Annotated in this window: 16 protein-coding genes and 1 pseudogene; 6 read left to right on the top strand and 11 right to left on the bottom strand. The window is 63.1% G+C overall.

What is annotated here, in order from left to right; genetic code table 11:
* Together hutH and hutI are read right to left on the bottom strand one after the other, a co-directional pair.
* Positions 1 to 1,539 carry a histidine ammonia-lyase gene (gene hutH / locus X756_RS147165; RefSeq protein WP_023730508.1) on the bottom strand — a complete coding sequence of 513 codons (1,539 nt, stop codon included), beginning with the start codon at positions 1,537 to 1,539 and terminating at the stop codon, positions 1 to 3.
* Positions 1,536 to 2,771, bottom strand: coding sequence for an imidazolonepropionase (gene hutI, locus X756_RS147170; RefSeq protein ID WP_023730507.1), 1,236 nt, complete (start codon positions 2,769 to 2,771; stop codon positions 1,536 to 1,538). The genes hutH and hutI overlap by 4 nt, the downstream gene beginning before the upstream one ends.
* A gap of 88 nt (positions 2,772 to 2,859) precedes the next feature.
* Between hutI and X756_RS147175 the strand changes: the two genes are divergently transcribed.
* The gene (locus X756_RS147175) at positions 2,860 to 4,212 is read left to right on the top strand and encodes a formimidoylglutamate deiminase (protein WP_023730506.1); all 1,353 of its coding nucleotides are present in this window, start codon (positions 2,860 to 2,862) and stop codon (positions 4,210 to 4,212) included.
* The gene (hutC, locus tag X756_RS147180; RefSeq protein ID WP_023724862.1) at positions 4,209 to 4,949 is read left to right on the top strand and encodes a histidine utilization repressor; all 741 of its coding nucleotides are present in this window, start codon (positions 4,209 to 4,211) and stop codon (positions 4,947 to 4,949) included. The genes X756_RS147175 and hutC overlap by 4 nt, the downstream gene beginning before the upstream one ends.
* Positions 4,950 to 5,071: 122 nt before the next feature.
* Here the strand turns inward: hutC and X756_RS147185 are convergent, their stop codons facing one another.
* Positions 5,072 to 5,416 (bottom strand): RidA family protein, encoded by a 345-nt coding sequence (locus tag X756_RS147185; protein WP_023672906.1) that lies wholly within the window; start codon positions 5,414 to 5,416, stop codon positions 5,072 to 5,074.
* A gap of 207 nt (positions 5,417 to 5,623) precedes the next feature.
* Here X756_RS147185 and X756_RS147190 point away from each other — a divergent pair, with 207 nt between their 5' ends.
* Complete coding sequence (locus tag X756_RS147190; RefSeq protein WP_023672907.1) at positions 5,624 to 5,962, top strand: TIGR01244 family sulfur transferase; 339 nt, start codon at positions 5,624 to 5,626, stop codon at positions 5,960 to 5,962.
* Between the two features lie 218 nt (positions 5,963 to 6,180).
* Here the strand turns inward: X756_RS147190 and X756_RS147195 are convergent, their stop codons facing one another.
* Entirely contained in the window at positions 6,181 to 6,648 is a 468-nt protein-coding gene (locus X756_RS147195; RefSeq protein WP_023698021.1) for an Lrp/AsnC family transcriptional regulator, read from the bottom strand.
* A 139-nt stretch (positions 6,649 to 6,787) separates the two neighbouring features.
* On the opposite strand from X756_RS147195, the gene hppD reads away from it, so the two are divergent.
* Positions 6,788 to 7,903: a 4-hydroxyphenylpyruvate dioxygenase gene (gene hppD / locus X756_RS147200; RefSeq protein ID WP_023711616.1), complete on the top strand. Its 1,116-nt coding sequence runs from the start codon at positions 6,788 to 6,790 to the stop codon at positions 7,901 to 7,903.
* Positions 7,904 to 8,027: 124 nt separating this feature from the next.
* Positions 8,028 to 8,184: pseudogene (locus X756_RS1000000167760) on the top strand (type II toxin-antitoxin system prevent-host-death family antitoxin); the annotation flags it as partial.
* A gap of 3 nt (positions 8,185 to 8,187) precedes the next feature.
* Here the strand turns inward: X756_RS1000000167760 and X756_RS147205 are convergent.
* The 5 genes from X756_RS147205 to hmgA are packed head-to-tail and all read right to left on the bottom strand — an operon-like array spanning position 8,188 to position 12,253.
* Complete coding sequence (locus tag X756_RS147205) at positions 8,188 to 8,724, bottom strand: DinB family protein (protein ID WP_023730505.1); 537 nt, start codon at positions 8,722 to 8,724, stop codon at positions 8,188 to 8,190.
* The gene (locus tag X756_RS147210; RefSeq protein WP_023689625.1) at positions 8,721 to 9,017 is read right to left on the bottom strand and encodes a hypothetical protein; all 297 of its coding nucleotides are present in this window, start codon (positions 9,015 to 9,017) and stop codon (positions 8,721 to 8,723) included. The genes X756_RS147205 and X756_RS147210 overlap by 4 nt, the downstream gene beginning before the upstream one ends.
* Before the next feature lie 14 nt (positions 9,018 to 9,031).
* Entirely contained in the window at positions 9,032 to 10,045 is a 1,014-nt protein-coding gene (locus X756_RS147215) for a fumarylacetoacetate hydrolase family protein (RefSeq protein ID WP_023730504.1), read from the bottom strand.
* Positions 10,042 to 10,929 (bottom strand): MBL fold metallo-hydrolase, encoded by an 888-nt coding sequence (locus X756_RS147220; RefSeq protein ID WP_023730503.1) that lies wholly within the window; start codon positions 10,927 to 10,929, stop codon positions 10,042 to 10,044. The genes X756_RS147215 and X756_RS147220 overlap by 4 nt, the downstream gene beginning before the upstream one ends.
* A gap of 10 nt (positions 10,930 to 10,939) precedes the next feature.
* A complete protein-coding gene (gene hmgA / locus X756_RS147225) occupies positions 10,940 to 12,253 on the bottom strand; it encodes a homogentisate 1,2-dioxygenase (protein ID WP_023730502.1) in 1,314 nt (437 codons plus the stop codon).
* Positions 12,254 to 12,377: 124 nt separating this feature from the next.
* Between hmgA and X756_RS147230 the strand changes: the two genes are divergently transcribed.
* Positions 12,378 to 12,815 carry a MarR family transcriptional regulator gene (locus X756_RS147230; RefSeq protein ID WP_023724852.1) on the top strand — a complete coding sequence of 146 codons (438 nt, stop codon included), beginning with the start codon at positions 12,378 to 12,380 and terminating at the stop codon, positions 12,813 to 12,815.
* Positions 12,816 to 12,846: 31 nt separating this feature from the next.
* On the opposite strand, the gene X756_RS147235 is transcribed toward X756_RS147230, so the two are convergent.
* Together X756_RS147235 and tdh are read right to left on the bottom strand one after the other, a co-directional pair.
* Positions 12,847 to 13,470 (bottom strand): DUF4304 domain-containing protein, encoded by a 624-nt coding sequence (locus tag X756_RS147235; RefSeq protein WP_023730501.1) that lies wholly within the window; start codon positions 13,468 to 13,470, stop codon positions 12,847 to 12,849.
* An 18-nt stretch (positions 13,471 to 13,488) separates the two neighbouring features.
* Positions 13,489 to 14,523, bottom strand: coding sequence for an L-threonine 3-dehydrogenase (tdh, locus tag X756_RS147240; protein ID WP_023730500.1), 1,035 nt, complete (start codon positions 14,521 to 14,523; stop codon positions 13,489 to 13,491).
* Positions 14,524 to 14,666: the final 143 nt, after the last annotated feature.

Raw genomic sequence — 14,666 nt, 5'->3', positions numbered from 1 at the left:
TCAGACTCCCGAGATCGAAGGCAATGTCACCGCGCTCGCAGCCTTGATGGCAGCGCCGCTGCGGACCATGGCGATGGCTTTTTCCATGTCAGGGTGGAAATGCCGGTCATTGTCGAGATGCGGCACCTCGGCGCGGACCAGCTTGCGAACCGCTTCCAGAGCTGCACTCGACGCCAGCGGCGCATGGAAATCGCAGCCTTGCGCGGCGGCCAGGAGTTCGATGCCGATGACGGCCGTGGCGTTTTCGATCATGCCGATCAGCCGGCGCGCGCCATGTGCGGCCATCGAGACATGGTCTTCCTGGTTGGCCGAGGTCGGGATGGAATCGACACTTGCCGGATAGGCCTTCTGCTTGTTCTCAGAGACGAGCGCCGCCGCCGTCACCTGCGGGATCATGAAGCCGGAGTTCAGGCCGGGCTTCGGCGTCAGGAAGGCCGGCATGCCGGACAGCGCCGGGTCCACCAGCATGGCGATGCGGCGCTCCGACAGCGAGCCGATCTCGCAGACGGCAAGCGCGATCATGTCGGCAGCGAAAGCCACCGGCTCGGCGTGGAAATTGCCGCCGGACAGCGCTGTGTCGTCCTCGGCGAAAATCAGCGGATTGTCGGTGACGCCATTGGCCTCGGTGCCGAGCGTATCGGCAGCCTGGCGCAGCACGCTGAGCGCCGCACCCATCACCTGCGGCTGGCAGCGCAGGCAGTACGGATCCTGCACGCGCTCGTCGCCGACGCGGTGAGATTCACGAATGGCGCTGCCGGCCATCAGGTTGCGCAGCGCTTCCGCCGTCTCGATCTGGCCGGGATGTTTTCTGAGGAGATGGATGCGCGGATCGAAGGGCGCGTCCGAACCCTTGGCGGCGTCGGTCGACAGCGCGCCGGCGACCAGCGCCGACTGGTAAAGCACTTCGGCCTCGAAGAGAGCGGCCAACGCATAGGCGGTGGAGAACTGCGTGCCGTTGAGCAGCGCCAGGCCTTCCTTGGCGCCAAGCGTCACCGGCTCCAGGCCGTGCGAGACGAAAGCGACCTTGGCCGGGAAGCGGCCATGCGGGGTAAAGCATTCGCCAACGCCGATCATCACTGCCGTCATGTGCGACAGCGGCGCGAGATCGCCGGAGGCGCCAACCGAGCCTTGCGCCGGCACGACGGGGATGACGTCGTTGGCCAGCATCGCTTCCAGCAACTCGATCGTTTGCGGCCGCACGCCCGACGCGCCCTGCGCCAGGCTGGCGAGCTTCAGCGCCATCATCAACCGAACCACAGCGACCGGCATCGGCTCGCCGACGCCGGCGGCATGCGACAAAACGATGTTGCGCTGCAAGGCCTCTAGATCCTCGGCCGGAATGCGGACGCTGGCCAGTTTGCCGAAGCCGGTATTGATACCATAGACCGGCTCGCCCTTGGCGACGATGCGGGCGACTGCCTCGCCGCTGGCCTTGATTTTTGGCCGGCAGGAGGCGTCGAGCTTCGGCACGGCGCCGCGATAGATAGCGCGCCAGTCGGCCAGCGTCGCATTGCCGGGCTTCAGGTTAAGTTCGGTCATTGTCCTCTCCAGATGCGGGCATGGAGCGGGTTGAAGCCCATGCGGTAGACGAGTTCGGCCGGACGCTCGATGTCCCAGATCGCCAGGTCGGCGGATTTTCCTGCCTCCAGCGTGCCGGTCTGGCCGAGCAATCCCAGCGCGCGGGCAGCCTCGCGAGTGGTGCCGGCCAGGCATTCCTCGACGGTCAGGCCGAAAAGCGTCGCGGCCATGTTCATGGTCAGAAGCAGCGAGGTCAGCGGCGACGTCCCGGGATTGTTGTCGGTGGCGACCGCCATCTTGACGCCGTGCCGGCGGAACAGGCCGACCGGCGGCTTCCTGGTTTCGCGGATGAAATAGTAGGCGCCGGGCAGGATGGTCGCCACGGTGCCGGCCTTGGCCATCGCTGCGGCGCCGGCCTCGTCGGTGTATTCGAGATGGTCGGCCGACAGCGCGCCATAGCGGGCGGCGAGTTCGGCGCCATGCAGGTTCGACAGCTGGTCGGCATGGAGCTTTACCGGCAGGCCAAGCGCCTTGGCCTTGTCGAACACGCGGGCGATTTGCTCCGGCGAGAAGGCAATGCCTTCGCAAAAGCCGTCTACGGCGTCAGCCAGGCCCCCGGCGGCGATTGCGGGCAGGATCGTGTTGGCGACGAGATCGACAAAAGCGTCCTTGTCGCCTTTTGCTTCCGGCGGCAGCGCATGCGCGCCGAGGAAGGTGGTGCGGACCGTGACCGGGCGTTGCTTGTCCAGCTGCCGCGCGGCGCGAAGCGACTTCTGTTCATTTTCGAGATCGAGCCCGTAACCCGACTTTACCTCTACCGTGGTGACGCCCTCGGCCATCAGCGCATCGAGGCGTGGCAGCGTCTGCGCAACCAGTTCGTCTTCGCTCGCGGCACGCAGGGATTTGACCGAGGAGACGATGCCGCCGCCGGCACGGGCGACTTCCTCATAGCTGGCGCCGGCCAGCCGCATCTCGAACTCGTTGGCACGGTTGCCGGCATGGATGAGATGGGTGTGGCAGTCGATCAGGCCGGGCGTAATCCAGCGGCCTTCGCAATCGGTAGTCTCGCCGCCCTGAGCCAACGCTGACGGCATCTCGGCTTCCGGACCGGCATAGACGATGACGCCGTCACGGGCGATGATCGCGCCCTTGTCGACAATGCCCAGTCCGGCAACGCCTTCGGCCATGGTCGCCAGGCGCGCATTACGCCAAAGCTGAAGGCCCCCTGCCCGGCTTTTGTCTTGTGCCGCCATCATCTTTTTCCGTTGCTTGGATGGCGATTATGTATATACATATTGAAACGCGCTGCAAGTGCATTGTTGATGGAATGCGGAGAAAAACGTGACGGCGATCTTTGCGGAACAGGTGCTGCTGGCCGATGGCTGGCATGACAAGGTGCGGATCTCGCTGAGCGGCGGTCAGATCGCGAAGGTGGAGCCAGGTTCTTCACCGCGGAGCGGTGACGAACGCCACGCCATTCTGGTGCCCGGCATGCCGAACCTGCACAGCCACGCCTTCCAGCGCGGCATGGCCGGGCTTGCCGAACTGCGCGGTCCCTCCGCCGACAGCTTCTGGAGCTGGCGCAAGGTGATGTACCGCTTCGCGCTGTCGATGACGCCGGACCAGGTCGAGGCGGTCGCCGCCCAGCTTTATGTCGAAATGCTGGAGGCCGGATTCTCGCGCGTCGGCGAATTTCATTATCTCCACCACGATCGCGACGGAAAACCATATGCCAACCTTGCCGAGATGGCCGAACGTATTGCCGCGGCCGCCGGCGAAACCGGAATCGGCCTGACGCTGCTGCCGGTGTTTTATGCCCATTCGTCCTTCAGCGGCGCTGCGCCCAACGAAGGCCAGCGGCGATTCATCAACAATGTGAATCGGTTCGAACGCTTGCTTGAGAAAAGCCGCGAATCGGTTCGTGCGTTGAATCAGGCTGTCGTTGGCGTCGCCCCGCACAGCCTGCGCGCCGCGACGCCGGAGGAACTCAGCGCTGTTGCCGCCATTGCGCCGGACGGACCGATCCACATCCACGTCGCCGAGCAGGTGAAGGAGGTCGAGGATTGCCTGGCGTGGTCGGGTGCGCGACCGGTCGAATGGCTGCTCGCCAATGCCGGGATCGACAAGCGTTGGTGCCTGATCCACGCCACCCACATGACCGAGGATGAGACAACCGGCATGGCCAGAAGCGGCGCCATTGCCGGGCTTTGCCCGATCACCGAGGCCAATCTCGGCGACGGCACCTTTTCAGCACCTCTGTTCATCGAACATGGCGGCCGCTTCGGCGTCGGCTCGGATTCCAACGTGCTGATCGGCCTGCCGGATGAATTGCGCCAGCTCGAATATTCGCAGCGCCTCGCACACCGCGCCCGCAATGTGCTGGCGGTGGCCGGCGGCTCGACCGGGCGGGCTCTGTTCGACGCGGCCCGCGATGGCGGCAGCACTGCACTCGGCGCCGGCCCGTCGCGGATCGCCGCCGGTGCCGCAGCCGATTTCGTCTCACTCGACGAAAACCATCCTTCGCTGGCCGGAAAAAGTGGCGATGCGATCCTCGACGCCTGGATCTTTGCCAATGGCGGCAAGGTCGATTGCGTCTGGGTGCACGGAAAAAAACAAGTCAGCGGCGGCCGGCATGCAGCGCGTGAGACGATCGCCGAGCGCTTTCGCCATGTGATGACGGCGCTTTCGGCATGAGCATATCAGAGACAGCGGCGGTGGAAGGCGGCGGTTCGCTGCACCAGCGCATCCTGTCCGACATCAGCGAGAAAATAATGTCCGGCGCCTGGGCGCCGGGTCACCGCATCCCGTTCGAGCACGAGTTGACGGCCGAATACAATTGCTCGCGCATGACAGTGAACAAGGCGCTGTCGCAACTGGCCAAGGCCGGGCTGATAGAGCGCCGCCGCCGTTCGGGCAGCTTTGTCCGCCAGCCGCAGTCGCAGGCCGCGGTGCTGGAAATCCACGACATCAGGATCGAGGTTGAGTCGCTTGGCCTGGCTTATCGTTACGAGCGCTTGGCGCGGCAGAAAAGGCGCAGCAGCGCCGAGGATCGCGCCTTGCTGGAACTGGACGCAGCCGGACAGGTGCTGGCGCTTGAATGCCGGCATTTCGCCGGCAAGCGGCCATTCGCGCACGAACAGCGGCTGATCAATCTCGCCGCCGTCGCGGAAGCCGCCGAGGAGGAGTTTCTCGACATCGCCCCCGGCCCTTGGCTGATCGGCCGCGTGCCATGGAGCGAGGCAGAGCACCGTATCCGCGCGGTCGCGGCCGACAGACATATTGCCGAAGCGCTCGACATCGCAACCGGCGCGCCCTGCCTGGTGGTCGAGCGCCGAACCTGGAGCGCCGAGCACCCGGTGACGCAGGTGAGGTTCACTTATGCCGCGGAGAGCCACACGCTGGTGGCGCGGTTCAGGCCTTCGCAGGGGTAGCTCCTTTACCCTCCCCCTTGTGGGGAGGGTCGCTGCGAAGCAGCGGGGTGGGGGTCGGCGCCAGCCCCCCGCCCGGACCTTCGGTCCGACCTCCCCACAAGGGGGAGGTAGAAGGCTGCACTTTAAATCGCCGCCGTAACGATAATCTCGACAGTGTATTCCGGCCCTGCAAGCTTGGCCTCACCCGTGGCGCGGGCGGGCGTGTTGCCTTGCGGGACCCACTTGTCCCATTCCTTGTTCATCTCGGCGAAGGTGCCCATATCGGCCAGCCAGATGATCGCCTGCAGGATCTTGGTCTTGTCGGTGCCGGCCTTGGCCAGCAGTTCGTCGATAGATGCGAGGATCGACCTGGTCTGTTCGCCAACGCTGGCGCCGGGCGTTCCGACCTGGCCGGCGAGATAGACGGTGTTGCCGTGGATGACGATCTGGCTCATGCGCGGGCCAACATCGATGCGACGAATGCTCATGGGATGGTTCCTTCGTTGGTCGGTGCGCCTGTTTAGAGTCGCTGCCGCCTCCGGGCAAGGCCAACAGCGCGAAACCTCTTGAGCCTGGGTTGGATCTGGGGCCGCAAATGTCTATCTGCGCCGAGGGATTTCTTTCCGGCGCGGATTGCCGACGTCGTGTGAGAGTGGCAAGACTTCGCGCCAAACCAGATTGCGAGGATGAGAGCCATGGAATATCGCGAAATCAGCGAGGACTATTCGGTCTCGGGCCAGATCCAGCCCGAAGATGCCGCCGCCATCAAGGAAGCCGGTTTCAAGAGCGTGATCTGCAACCGGCCGGATGACGAGCAGCCCGACCAGCCTTCGGCCGACAGCGTCAAGGCGGCGGTCGAAGCCGCGGGGCTGGCCTTCCGCTACATCCCGGTGATCAGCGGCCAGATCACGGCCGAGAATGTCGAGGACCAGGCCGAAGCGCTCGACGCGCTTGAGGGACCGGTGTTTGCTTATTGCCGGTCTGGAGCGCGCTGCACCAATCTCTACGGGCTGATTCAGCAGTCCAAGGGGTGATCATCCTGAGGCGCTGGCGATCCCTCACACCCCCTCTGTCCTGCCGGACATCTCCCCCGCAAGGGGGGAGATCGGATGTCGCCTTCGCTCTTCGCCAAGCGCCGACGTTGCAGGATGAGCGCTGGACAAAGCTGCTGATCTCCTCCTTGCGGGGGAGATGGCCGGCAGGCCAGAGAGGGGTGCTGTCCCGCCGACGTATCAACTGAAACTCTCTCAAACTAGATCGGCAGCGCGCCGGTCTCCTTCAGCGTCTCCAACACGATCGCCGTCTTCACATGCTGCACGGAGTCGTGCGGCAGGAGCACACCGTTGACGAATTCCGACAATGATTTCAGATCGGGCGTCACCACCTTCAAGATATAATCCATCTCGCCGGTCAGCGCGTGCGCCTCCTGCACCTCCGGCAGCCGCGCCAGCAGCTCGCCGAAGCGCCTGGCATTGTCGCGGTTATGGGTGGCGAGCGTCACCGAGATGACGTTGACCAGCGAGAAGCCGAGCTTGTCGCGGTCGAGCACGGCGCGATAGCCCTTGATGTAGCCGTCTTCCTCCAGCCGCTGGCGGCGGCGTGAGCATTGCGATGCCGACAGGTTCACGCGCTCCGAGAGATCGTTGTTGGTGAGCCGCGCGTCGCCCTGCAAGAGAGCCATTATCTTGCGGTCAAATTGATCGATGCGCGCTTCATTCATCGATTCATCTCCAATCATGCATTAATTACGCACGAGATGATCATTTCAAGCGTTTGAATGCAAGCACTGTGCGGTCACTTCGCACTATCATGCGTCATCTCGTGGTCCGATGCGGCCACCATCCGTTTGGAGGAATGCCATGGGTCCCTTCCCGCACGACGCCCCGCCCGCAAAGATCAGCAAGGAAAACCCCGCCGGCACCGACGGTTTCGAGTTCGTCGAGTTCGCGCATGCGGAGCCGCAGAAGCTAGCAGAACTGTTCACCCGCATGGGCTATGTCGCGATGGCCAAGCACCGCACGAAGGACATCACCGTCTGGCGCCAGGGCGATATCAACTATGTCGTCAATGCCGAACCGGGCTCGCATGCGATGAAGTTCGTCGACAAACACGGCCCTTGCGCCGCCTCGATGGCCTGGCGTGTTGTCGATGCCAAGCACGCATTCGAGCATGCGGTATCGAAAGGCGCCACGCCCTACGACGGCAACGACAAGGCGCTCGACGTGCCGGCCATTGTCGGCATTGGCGGCTCGCTGCTCTATTTCATCGAAGCCTATGGCAAGAAGGGCTCGGCCTATGATGCCGAGTTCGAGTGGCTGGGCGAACGCGACCCGCGGCCGCAAGGCGTCGGCTTCTATTTCCTCGACCACCTCACCCACAATGTCTATCGCGGCCAGATGGACAAATGGTGGGACTTTTATCGCGAGCTGTTCGGCTTCAAGCAGATCCATTTCTTCGACATCGACGGCAAGATCACCGGCCTGGTCAGCCGCGCCATCACCTCGCCCTGCGGCAAGATCCGCATTCCGCTAAATGAATCCAAGGACGACACCAGCCAGATCGCCGAATACCTGAAGAAGTACAATGGCGAAGGCATCCAGCATATCGCCGTCGGCACCGACGACATCTACGCCGCCACCGACAAGCTTGCCGACAACGGGCTGAAGTTCATGCCCGGTCCGCCGGAGACCTACTACGACATGTCGTACAACAGGGTGAACGGGCATGACGAGCCGATCGAGCGGATGAAGAAGCACGGCATCCTGATCGACGGCGAAGGCGTGGTCGACGGCGGCATGACCAAGATCCTGCTGCAGATATTCTCCAAAACCGTGATCGGCCCGATCTTCTTCGAATTCATCCAGAGGAAGGGCGACGAAGGTTTTGGCGAAGGCAATTTCCGCGCGCTGTTCGAGTCGATCGAGCAGGACCAGATCAAGCGCGGCGTAATCAAGGTCGATGGCAAGGCGGCGTGAACCCCCGTTTGCGGCTCGATCGGCCTTGATCTAAGTTTCGATCAAAAGGGTCAAGCCGTGAACGTCTCCATAACCGAAGCAAAGGCCAACTATCGGAACTCGTCGGCCGCGCGGAGGCCGGCGAGGAGATAGTCATCACTCATCACGGCAAGATCGCGGCGCGGCTCGTGCCACCAGTTCGAGAAGACTTGTTGTCGCGCATAGGTGCCCTGAAGGGCAAGATTTGGATTTCTGACGATTTCGACAAACTCGGCCCTGAATGGAACGAGTACACCAGATAAAGGTCAGAGGCCCAGCCGCACGACCTCTTCCCTCCTCACCTTCAAATCATAATCGAGCAAGAACTCGTCCAGTTGCGGCGGCGCGACTGACGTGCCGGAGAGCATCGCGTGCACCTGGCCGCGATGGTGGATGTCGTGCAGGAAGACATGGGCGAGAATGTCGCCGATTTTTTCGGGGATCATGCCATCCTCGCGCCGGTCGGTGATGACCTGACGGTCGAGATCCGCCTCCGACAGCTTCTCGCAAAAGGCGATCAGGCGCCGGTCGGCCGCGACCTGAGCGGCAAACAGCGCCTGCGGCTCAACGAACGGCACGTAGTCGTCATGGGCGGCCGCGCCGACGCCGCCCTCCTCCAGAAAATCGAGATAGAGATGATCGACTGCAAGGATGTGGTTGAGCGTCGCCTTGATCGACGGGAAGAAGCTTGTGCGTTCGGCTTCGAATTCGCCGGGCTTTAGCTGCAGCACGGCGCGATAGAGCCGGTCGTTCGACCAGAGATTGTTGCGGGCCATGCGGCTGAAATGCTCGAGCAGGGTCACGCGTTCATTCGTCTGATCAGGCCAATGCCAGCCGCCATCACCGCGAAGCCGGCGACAACAATCAGCAAAAGCCGGTTCATGCGCCGCCGCGTCGCCTGCGTCTCCTCGTCCCGCGCCACATTGGTGTTGGTGATGGTGTGGAACATCATCGCCTTGCGCGGGTAGCCGCTGCGGTTGGTCAGATCGGGCGAGCGCGCCTCGATGCGGTAGCTCAGCCGGATCGCCTGGATGAAGACCATCAGAATGGCCAACGCCCAGACGCCGGCCAGCAGGTAGAACGCCTCGCCCGTCATTGCATTGCCCCCTCTTATGCCTGGGACTTCTCGACCTTCTGCTCGATGGCGCCGAAGATCGAGTTTCCGCTTTTATTCTTCATCTCGATACGCACCGTATCGCCAAAGCGCAGGAACGGCGTCTTGGGCTCGCCAGACTCAATGGTCTCGATCATGCGCAGTTCAGCGATGCAGGAATAGCCGGCGCCGCCGGCCGCCACCGGTTTGCCCGGCCCGCCATCCAGCTTGTTGGAGACGGTGCCGGAGCCGATGATGGTGCCGGCAACCAGCGGCCGTGTCTTTGCGGCATGGGCAATCAGCGCCGGGAAGTCGAAGGTCATGTCGACGCCGGCATTGGCACGGCCGAACGGCTTGCCGTTGACGTCGGCGAGCAGAGGCAGGTTGACCTTGCCGCCATCCCAGGCGTCGCCGAGTTCGTCCGGCGTCACCGCCACCGGCGAAAAAGCCGAGGACGGCTTCGACTGGAAGAAGCCAAACCCCTTGGCGAGTTCGGGTCCGGTGAGCGCGCGCAGCGTCACATCATTGACCAGCATGATCAGCCGGATCGCAGCGCGCGCCTGGTCGAGGCTGGCGCCCATCGGCACATCGTCGACGACGACGGCGACCTCCGCCTCCATGTCGATGCCGAAGGCTTCGTCCGCCGTGCGGATCGGCTCGCGCGGCGCGATGAAGGAATCCGAGCCACCCTGGTAGATCAGCGGATCGGTCCAGAAGCTTGCCGGCATCTCGGCGCCGCGGGCTTTGCGCACCAGCTCGACATGGTTCACATAGGCAGAACCATCGGCCCATTGATAGGCGCGCGGCAGCGGCGAATGGGCGTCATGCTCATGGAAGCGTGCCGACGGCACCGCATTGTTCTCCAGCGATTCGGCGATCGTCGCCAGGTGCGGCGAAATCCGCTGCCAGTCGTCGAGTGCGGCCTGCAGCGTGCGCGCCAGGAACGAGGCGTCGGTGAAGCGCGTCAGGTCGCGCGAGACGACGACAAGCTTTCCGTCGCGCGTCCCGTCCCTCAATGTGGCAAGCTTCATACGGTTTCCTCTCCTGATGCGGCTTTGGCGCCGTCTAAGTTCACAACAAGGCCGTCGCGGGCAATCGTCAAGTCACCCGCCCACGATTTCCTGACGGCGGCCTCCCAGTCGGCCTCGCCGATCTCGGCATCGTCGGCCGGAATGAGGTGGTTGAGCACCAGCCTCTTCACCCCGGCATCGCTGGCGATGCGACCTGCCTGCTCGGCAAATGAGTGGCTGGCAAGCAGATGCTCTTTCAGCCGCGCGCCATTGCCGGTCCTGGCGACCAGCCCCTCGATGCCTTCTTGTAGCATGGCCTCATGGACGAGAATGTCGGCATTTCGGGCAAAGCCTGCGAGCGGCGGAAAGAAGGCTGTGTCGGCCGAGAACACGACGCTATTCGCACCATGCTCGAAGCGCAGCGCGAAACAGTCGGTCACCGGCGGATGGTCGACGCGCAGTGCCGAGACCTTCAGGCCGCCCTTCGAGAGAATCTCGCCCTCGCCGAATTCGACGATCGAAACCAGATCGCGAATGTCCGGCCTGCCCTCATCGACGATGCGAATTTCGATGTCGAACTCCATCGCCTGGCAGAAACGGCGCCAGTATTGGTCGGTGCCGGGCGGTCCGAACAGCGTCACCGGGCTGGCGAGCCCGGCGGTCCAGGCGGTGTGGAGCAACGGGCCCAGTTCCAGCACATGGTCGGAATGCAGATGGGTGATGAAGACCAGGTCGAGCGCCTTCAGGCTGACGGCGGAATCGACCAGACCGCGCGTGACGCCGAGCCCGCAATCGACGACAATGGTTCGCCCGCCCAGTTCCAGCAGCGACGAACTCGGCCACGGCCCGCCCGGCCGCAATGCCGGGCCGCCTTTCGAGCCGAGAAGCAGCAGCCGGTCGCTCATCGGGCTGATCTCAAGACCAGTCGCCCTCCACAGTGCCGTTGAAGCGCTTCTTCAGATCGGACCAGCAGTCGATGTAATTGTCCTGCCTTGTTTCAAGCTCGGCGCCGTAGCGGGTCAGCATTTGCGGGAATCGGGTCTCGAACATGAACGCCATCGTATTGTCGAGCTTGACCGGTTTCAGCTCGGAGCGCGAGGCCTTTTCGAAGCCAGGCGCGTCGGGGCCGTGGGCCAGCATCAGATTGTGCAGGCTGATGCCGCCCGGGACAAAACCTTCCTCCTTGGCGTCGTACTGGCCTTGGATCAGGCCCATGAACTCGCTCATGATGTTGCGGTGGTACCAGGGCGGCCGGAACGTATCTTCCGCCACCAGCCAGCGCGGCGGGAAGATGACGAAGTCGATGTTGGCGGTGCCTTCCTCGCCGCTCGGCGCCGTCAGCACGGTGAAGATCGACGGATCGGGATGGTCGAACAGGATGGCGCCGACCGGCGAAAACGTCGCCAGATCATATTTGTAGGGCGCATAGTTGCCGTGCCAGGCGACGACGTCGAGCGGCGAATGGCCGATCTCGGTGACGTTGAAATTGCCGCACCATTTCACCGTCAGCCGGCACGGCGTCTCCTTCTCCTCGAACCAGGCGCTGGGCGTCTTGAAGTCGCGTGGGTTGGCCAGGCAGTTGGCGCCAATCGGGCCGCGGTCGGGCAGCGTCAGCTTGGCGCCGTAATTCTCGCAGACATAGCCGCGCACTTCCTTGTCGGCGAGCTCGACCTTGAACACCAGACCGCGCGGCAGCACGGCGATCTCGCCGGGCCGAAGCTCGATGACGCCCATCTCGGTGACAAAGCGCAAGGCACCGACCTGGGGGACAATCAGTAACTCGCCGTCGGCGTTGAAGAAATGGTCGTCGACCATCGAGCGGTTGGCGACATAGACATGCGCCGCCATGCCGCTTTGGCCCAGCACGTCGCCGGCGGTGGTGATGGTGCGCATCCCTTGAATGAAATCGGTCGGCTCCTTCGGCATCGGCACCGGGTTCCAGCGGTACTGGCCGAGCGCCAGCTCGTGGTCGCCGACATTGGGAGCGGTCTTCCACAGGGGATAGCTCGCCGCCTTGAAGCGGCCGGTGTGTTTGACGCTCGGCCGGATGCGGTAGAGCCAGGAGCGCTCATTGGTGCCGCGCGGGGCGGTGAAGGGCGAGCCCGAGAGCTGCTCGGCATAAAGTCCGTAAGCCGGCCGCTGCGGGGAATTGCGCCCTTGCGGCAGCGAGCCGGGCAGCGTTTCGGTCTCAAAATCATTGCCGAAGCCCGGCATGTAGGAAAATTCCATCCGATCCTCCCTGATCCCGACCGCCGCGAAGCGCGGCCTGCCGGCGATGTTGACCAAACTGGTTTCATTTGTAACCATCGAAAATGTAACTATCAACGGCTGATGCCGCATCCACGGTGCGCATATGGAAACCCTCGAACTCGAAAATTTCCTGCCCTACCGGCTTTACCGGCTGGCCGACGCTGTCAGCCGAGAATTTTCAAAAATCTACCGCGACCGTCACGGTCTGACGCGGCCGGAATGGCGCACACTCTCTGGGCTCGGACAGCGCGGCACGATGACCGCGACGGCGCTCGGCGAGCAGTCGGCCATGCACAAGACCAAGGTTTCGCGGGCGGTGGCGGAGCTTGAGCGGCGGCGCTGGCTGACGCGCACGCCGGACGAGAATGATCGGCGTGTGGAGCATTTGGCGCTGACCAAGGCGGGACTGGCCGCCTATCGCGAGATGGTGCCGCTGGCGAAAGCCTTTGAACGGCAGTTGCTGGCGAGGCTTGGTACGGAAGAGCGGGCGGCGATTGTGAATGGGGTGGCGGCGCTGGAGGCAAAACTCACCTTGGGTTGAGATCTTCCCATAAGTTCGACCGTCGCTGAAATCAGATCGCGAATGCGGCAGGCAACGCCCCTAGACCGTAATAGGCGCGTTCGGCTTCAATGAAGCCTCTGACACGGCTTCGAAATGCCGCCGGATCATCAATGTAGGCTAGAAGCGCCTGCGCTTGCGAAGCCGCGTGTCTTTGAGCGCTTTCAAACAGTCGCCTTGCCGTTTCAAAATCACCGGCCAAACCAGCCGCCACCCCGGCGTGGAAGGCCGCCCACTCCCCGTAGGCGCCCGGCTGCAATTCACTCACGAGGATTTTCGCTGTCGTTTGGACGGAAGGGAACATCGATCGGTGAACCTGATCGATTTCGACGACCTTCTTGGCCATTTGATCAACCGCGAGAAGAAACTGTGGCGGGCTCTCGAACGGAACGAACTGTCCAATGCGCTCTAAGCGATCGAAGGTAATCGTTTCCGGAAGCGAACCCCAGAGCCAGTGGACTGCTACATTAAGGTAAGTGCCTTTGGACCATGAGCTGGGCTGGAACTCGACTACACTTAGCCAGAAGCCGCGATCGGCGATCCAGATTCGGGATTGGCCCTTGCGTCGAAATCCAGCGGGCTTCAGTACGATCTTTGCCTGCGAGGCAATGATACGACCGTGCTCATTTTCCGCCATCTTGCACCCACACGTGCCTCACCAATCCATCACCACCTTACCCGAACTGCCGCTCCTCATCGCATCAAACCCCACCTGAAAATCATCAATCCCGATGCGGTGCGTGATCAGACCCGATACATCCAGCGGCCCCTGCACCAGCGCAATCATCTTGTACCAGGTCTCGAACATCTCGCGGCCGTAGATGCCCTTGAGATGAAGCATCTTGAAGATGACCTTGTTCCAATCGATTTCGAAGCCGGTCGGCGCGATGCCGAGAATGGCGATCTTGCCGCCATTGTTCATCGTGTCGATCATGTCGCGGAAGGCGGGCGCGGCGCCCGACATTTCGAGGCCGACGTCAAAACCCTCGGTCATGCCGAGCGCCGGCATGACGTCGCGCAGCTTTTCCTTGGACGCATCGACGACATGCTGGACGCCGAGTTTTTTGGCCAGCGCCAGCCGCACCGGGATGATGTCGGTGATGACGACTTTTCGCGCACCCACGCATTGGGCAACGAGCGCGCCCATGATGCCGATCGGTCCGGCTCCGGTGACCAGCACGTCTTCGCCGACGAGATCGAAGGACAGGGCGGTGTGGACGGCATTGCCGAGCGGATCGAAGATCGCCGCGATCTCGTCGGGCACATCGTCGGGGATAGAGACGACATTGTGCTGCGGGATCGCCAGATACTCGCCGAAGGCGCCGGGACGGTTGACGCCGACGCCGAGCGTGTTGCGGCAGAGATGGCCCCTGCCCGCGCGGCAGTTACGGCAATGGCCGCAAACGATGTGGCCTTCGCCGGAGACGCGCTGGCCGACCTTGTATTCGGTGACCGCCGAGCCGAAATCGGCAACGGTGCCGACGAATTCATGGCCGGTCACCATCGGCACCGGCACGGTCTTTTGTGCCCACTGATCCCAATTGTAGATATGCACGTCAGTGCCGCAGATCGCGGTCTTCTTGACCTTGATCAGCACATCGTTGGGGCCGATCTCCGGCACCGGCATCTCTTCCATCCAGATACCCGGCTCGGCCTTGGCCTTCACCAGCGCCTTCATCATGTTCGACATGCTACAACTCCTTACCCTCCCCCTTGTGGGGAGGGTGGCCCGAAGGGCCGGGTGGGGGTCAAAAACTGGCGGAGGTCATGACCCTGCAGACCCCCACCCCGCCTCCCGCCCGCTTGCTTCGCAAGCGGTCGAAAGTCGACCCT

The organism is Mesorhizobium sp. LNJC405B00 (assembly GCF_000502615.1).
Lineage (GTDB): Bacteria > Pseudomonadota > Alphaproteobacteria > Rhizobiales > Rhizobiaceae > Mesorhizobium.
The sequence above is the reverse complement of the archived record's forward strand: the minus strand, read 5'-3'. Positions and strand labels throughout refer to the sequence as shown.

Excerpts from the sequence above, each read along its gene's own strand:
- X756_RS147190 (WP_023672907.1), top strand. The coding sequence starts at position 5,624 with ATGGAATATCGCGAAATCAGCGAGGACTATTCGGTCTCGGGCCAGATC.
- hppD (WP_023711616.1), top strand. The coding sequence starts at position 6,788 with ATGGGTCCCTTCCCGCACGACGCCCCGCCCGCAAAGATCAGCAAGGAA.
- X756_RS147185 (WP_023672906.1), bottom strand. The coding sequence starts at position 5,416 with ATGAGCATTCGTCGCATCGATGTTGGCCCGCGCATGAGCCAGATCGTC.
- hmgA (WP_023730502.1), bottom strand. The coding sequence starts at position 12,253 with ATGGAATTTTCCTACATGCCGGGCTTCGGCAATGATTTTGAGACCGAA.
- X756_RS147195 (WP_023698021.1), bottom strand. The coding sequence starts at position 6,648 with ATGAATGAAGCGCGCATCGATCAATTTGACCGCAAGATAATGGCTCTC.
- X756_RS147235 (WP_023730501.1), bottom strand. The coding sequence starts at position 13,470 with ATGGCGGAAAATGAGCACGGTCGTATCATTGCCTCGCAGGCAAAGATC.
- X756_RS147230 (WP_023724852.1), top strand. The coding sequence starts at position 12,378 with ATGGAAACCCTCGAACTCGAAAATTTCCTGCCCTACCGGCTTTACCGG.
- hutI (WP_023730507.1), bottom strand. The coding sequence starts at position 2,771 with ATGGCGGCACAAGACAAAAGCCGGGCAGGGGGCCTTCAGCTTTGGCGT.
- hutH (WP_023730508.1), bottom strand. The coding sequence starts at position 1,539 with ATGACCGAACTTAACCTGAAGCCCGGCAATGCGACGCTGGCCGACTGG.
- X756_RS147215 (WP_023730504.1), bottom strand. The coding sequence starts at position 10,045 with ATGAAGCTTGCCACATTGAGGGACGGGACGCGCGACGGAAAGCTTGTC.
- tdh (WP_023730500.1), bottom strand. The coding sequence starts at position 14,523 with ATGTCGAACATGATGAAGGCGCTGGTGAAGGCCAAGGCCGAGCCGGGT.
- X756_RS147220 (WP_023730503.1), bottom strand. The coding sequence starts at position 10,929 with ATGAGCGACCGGCTGCTGCTTCTCGGCTCGAAAGGCGGCCCGGCATTG.
- hutC (WP_023724862.1), top strand. The coding sequence starts at position 4,209 with ATGAGCATATCAGAGACAGCGGCGGTGGAAGGCGGCGGTTCGCTGCAC.
- X756_RS147210 (WP_023689625.1), bottom strand. The coding sequence starts at position 9,017 with ATGACGGGCGAGGCGTTCTACCTGCTGGCCGGCGTCTGGGCGTTGGCC.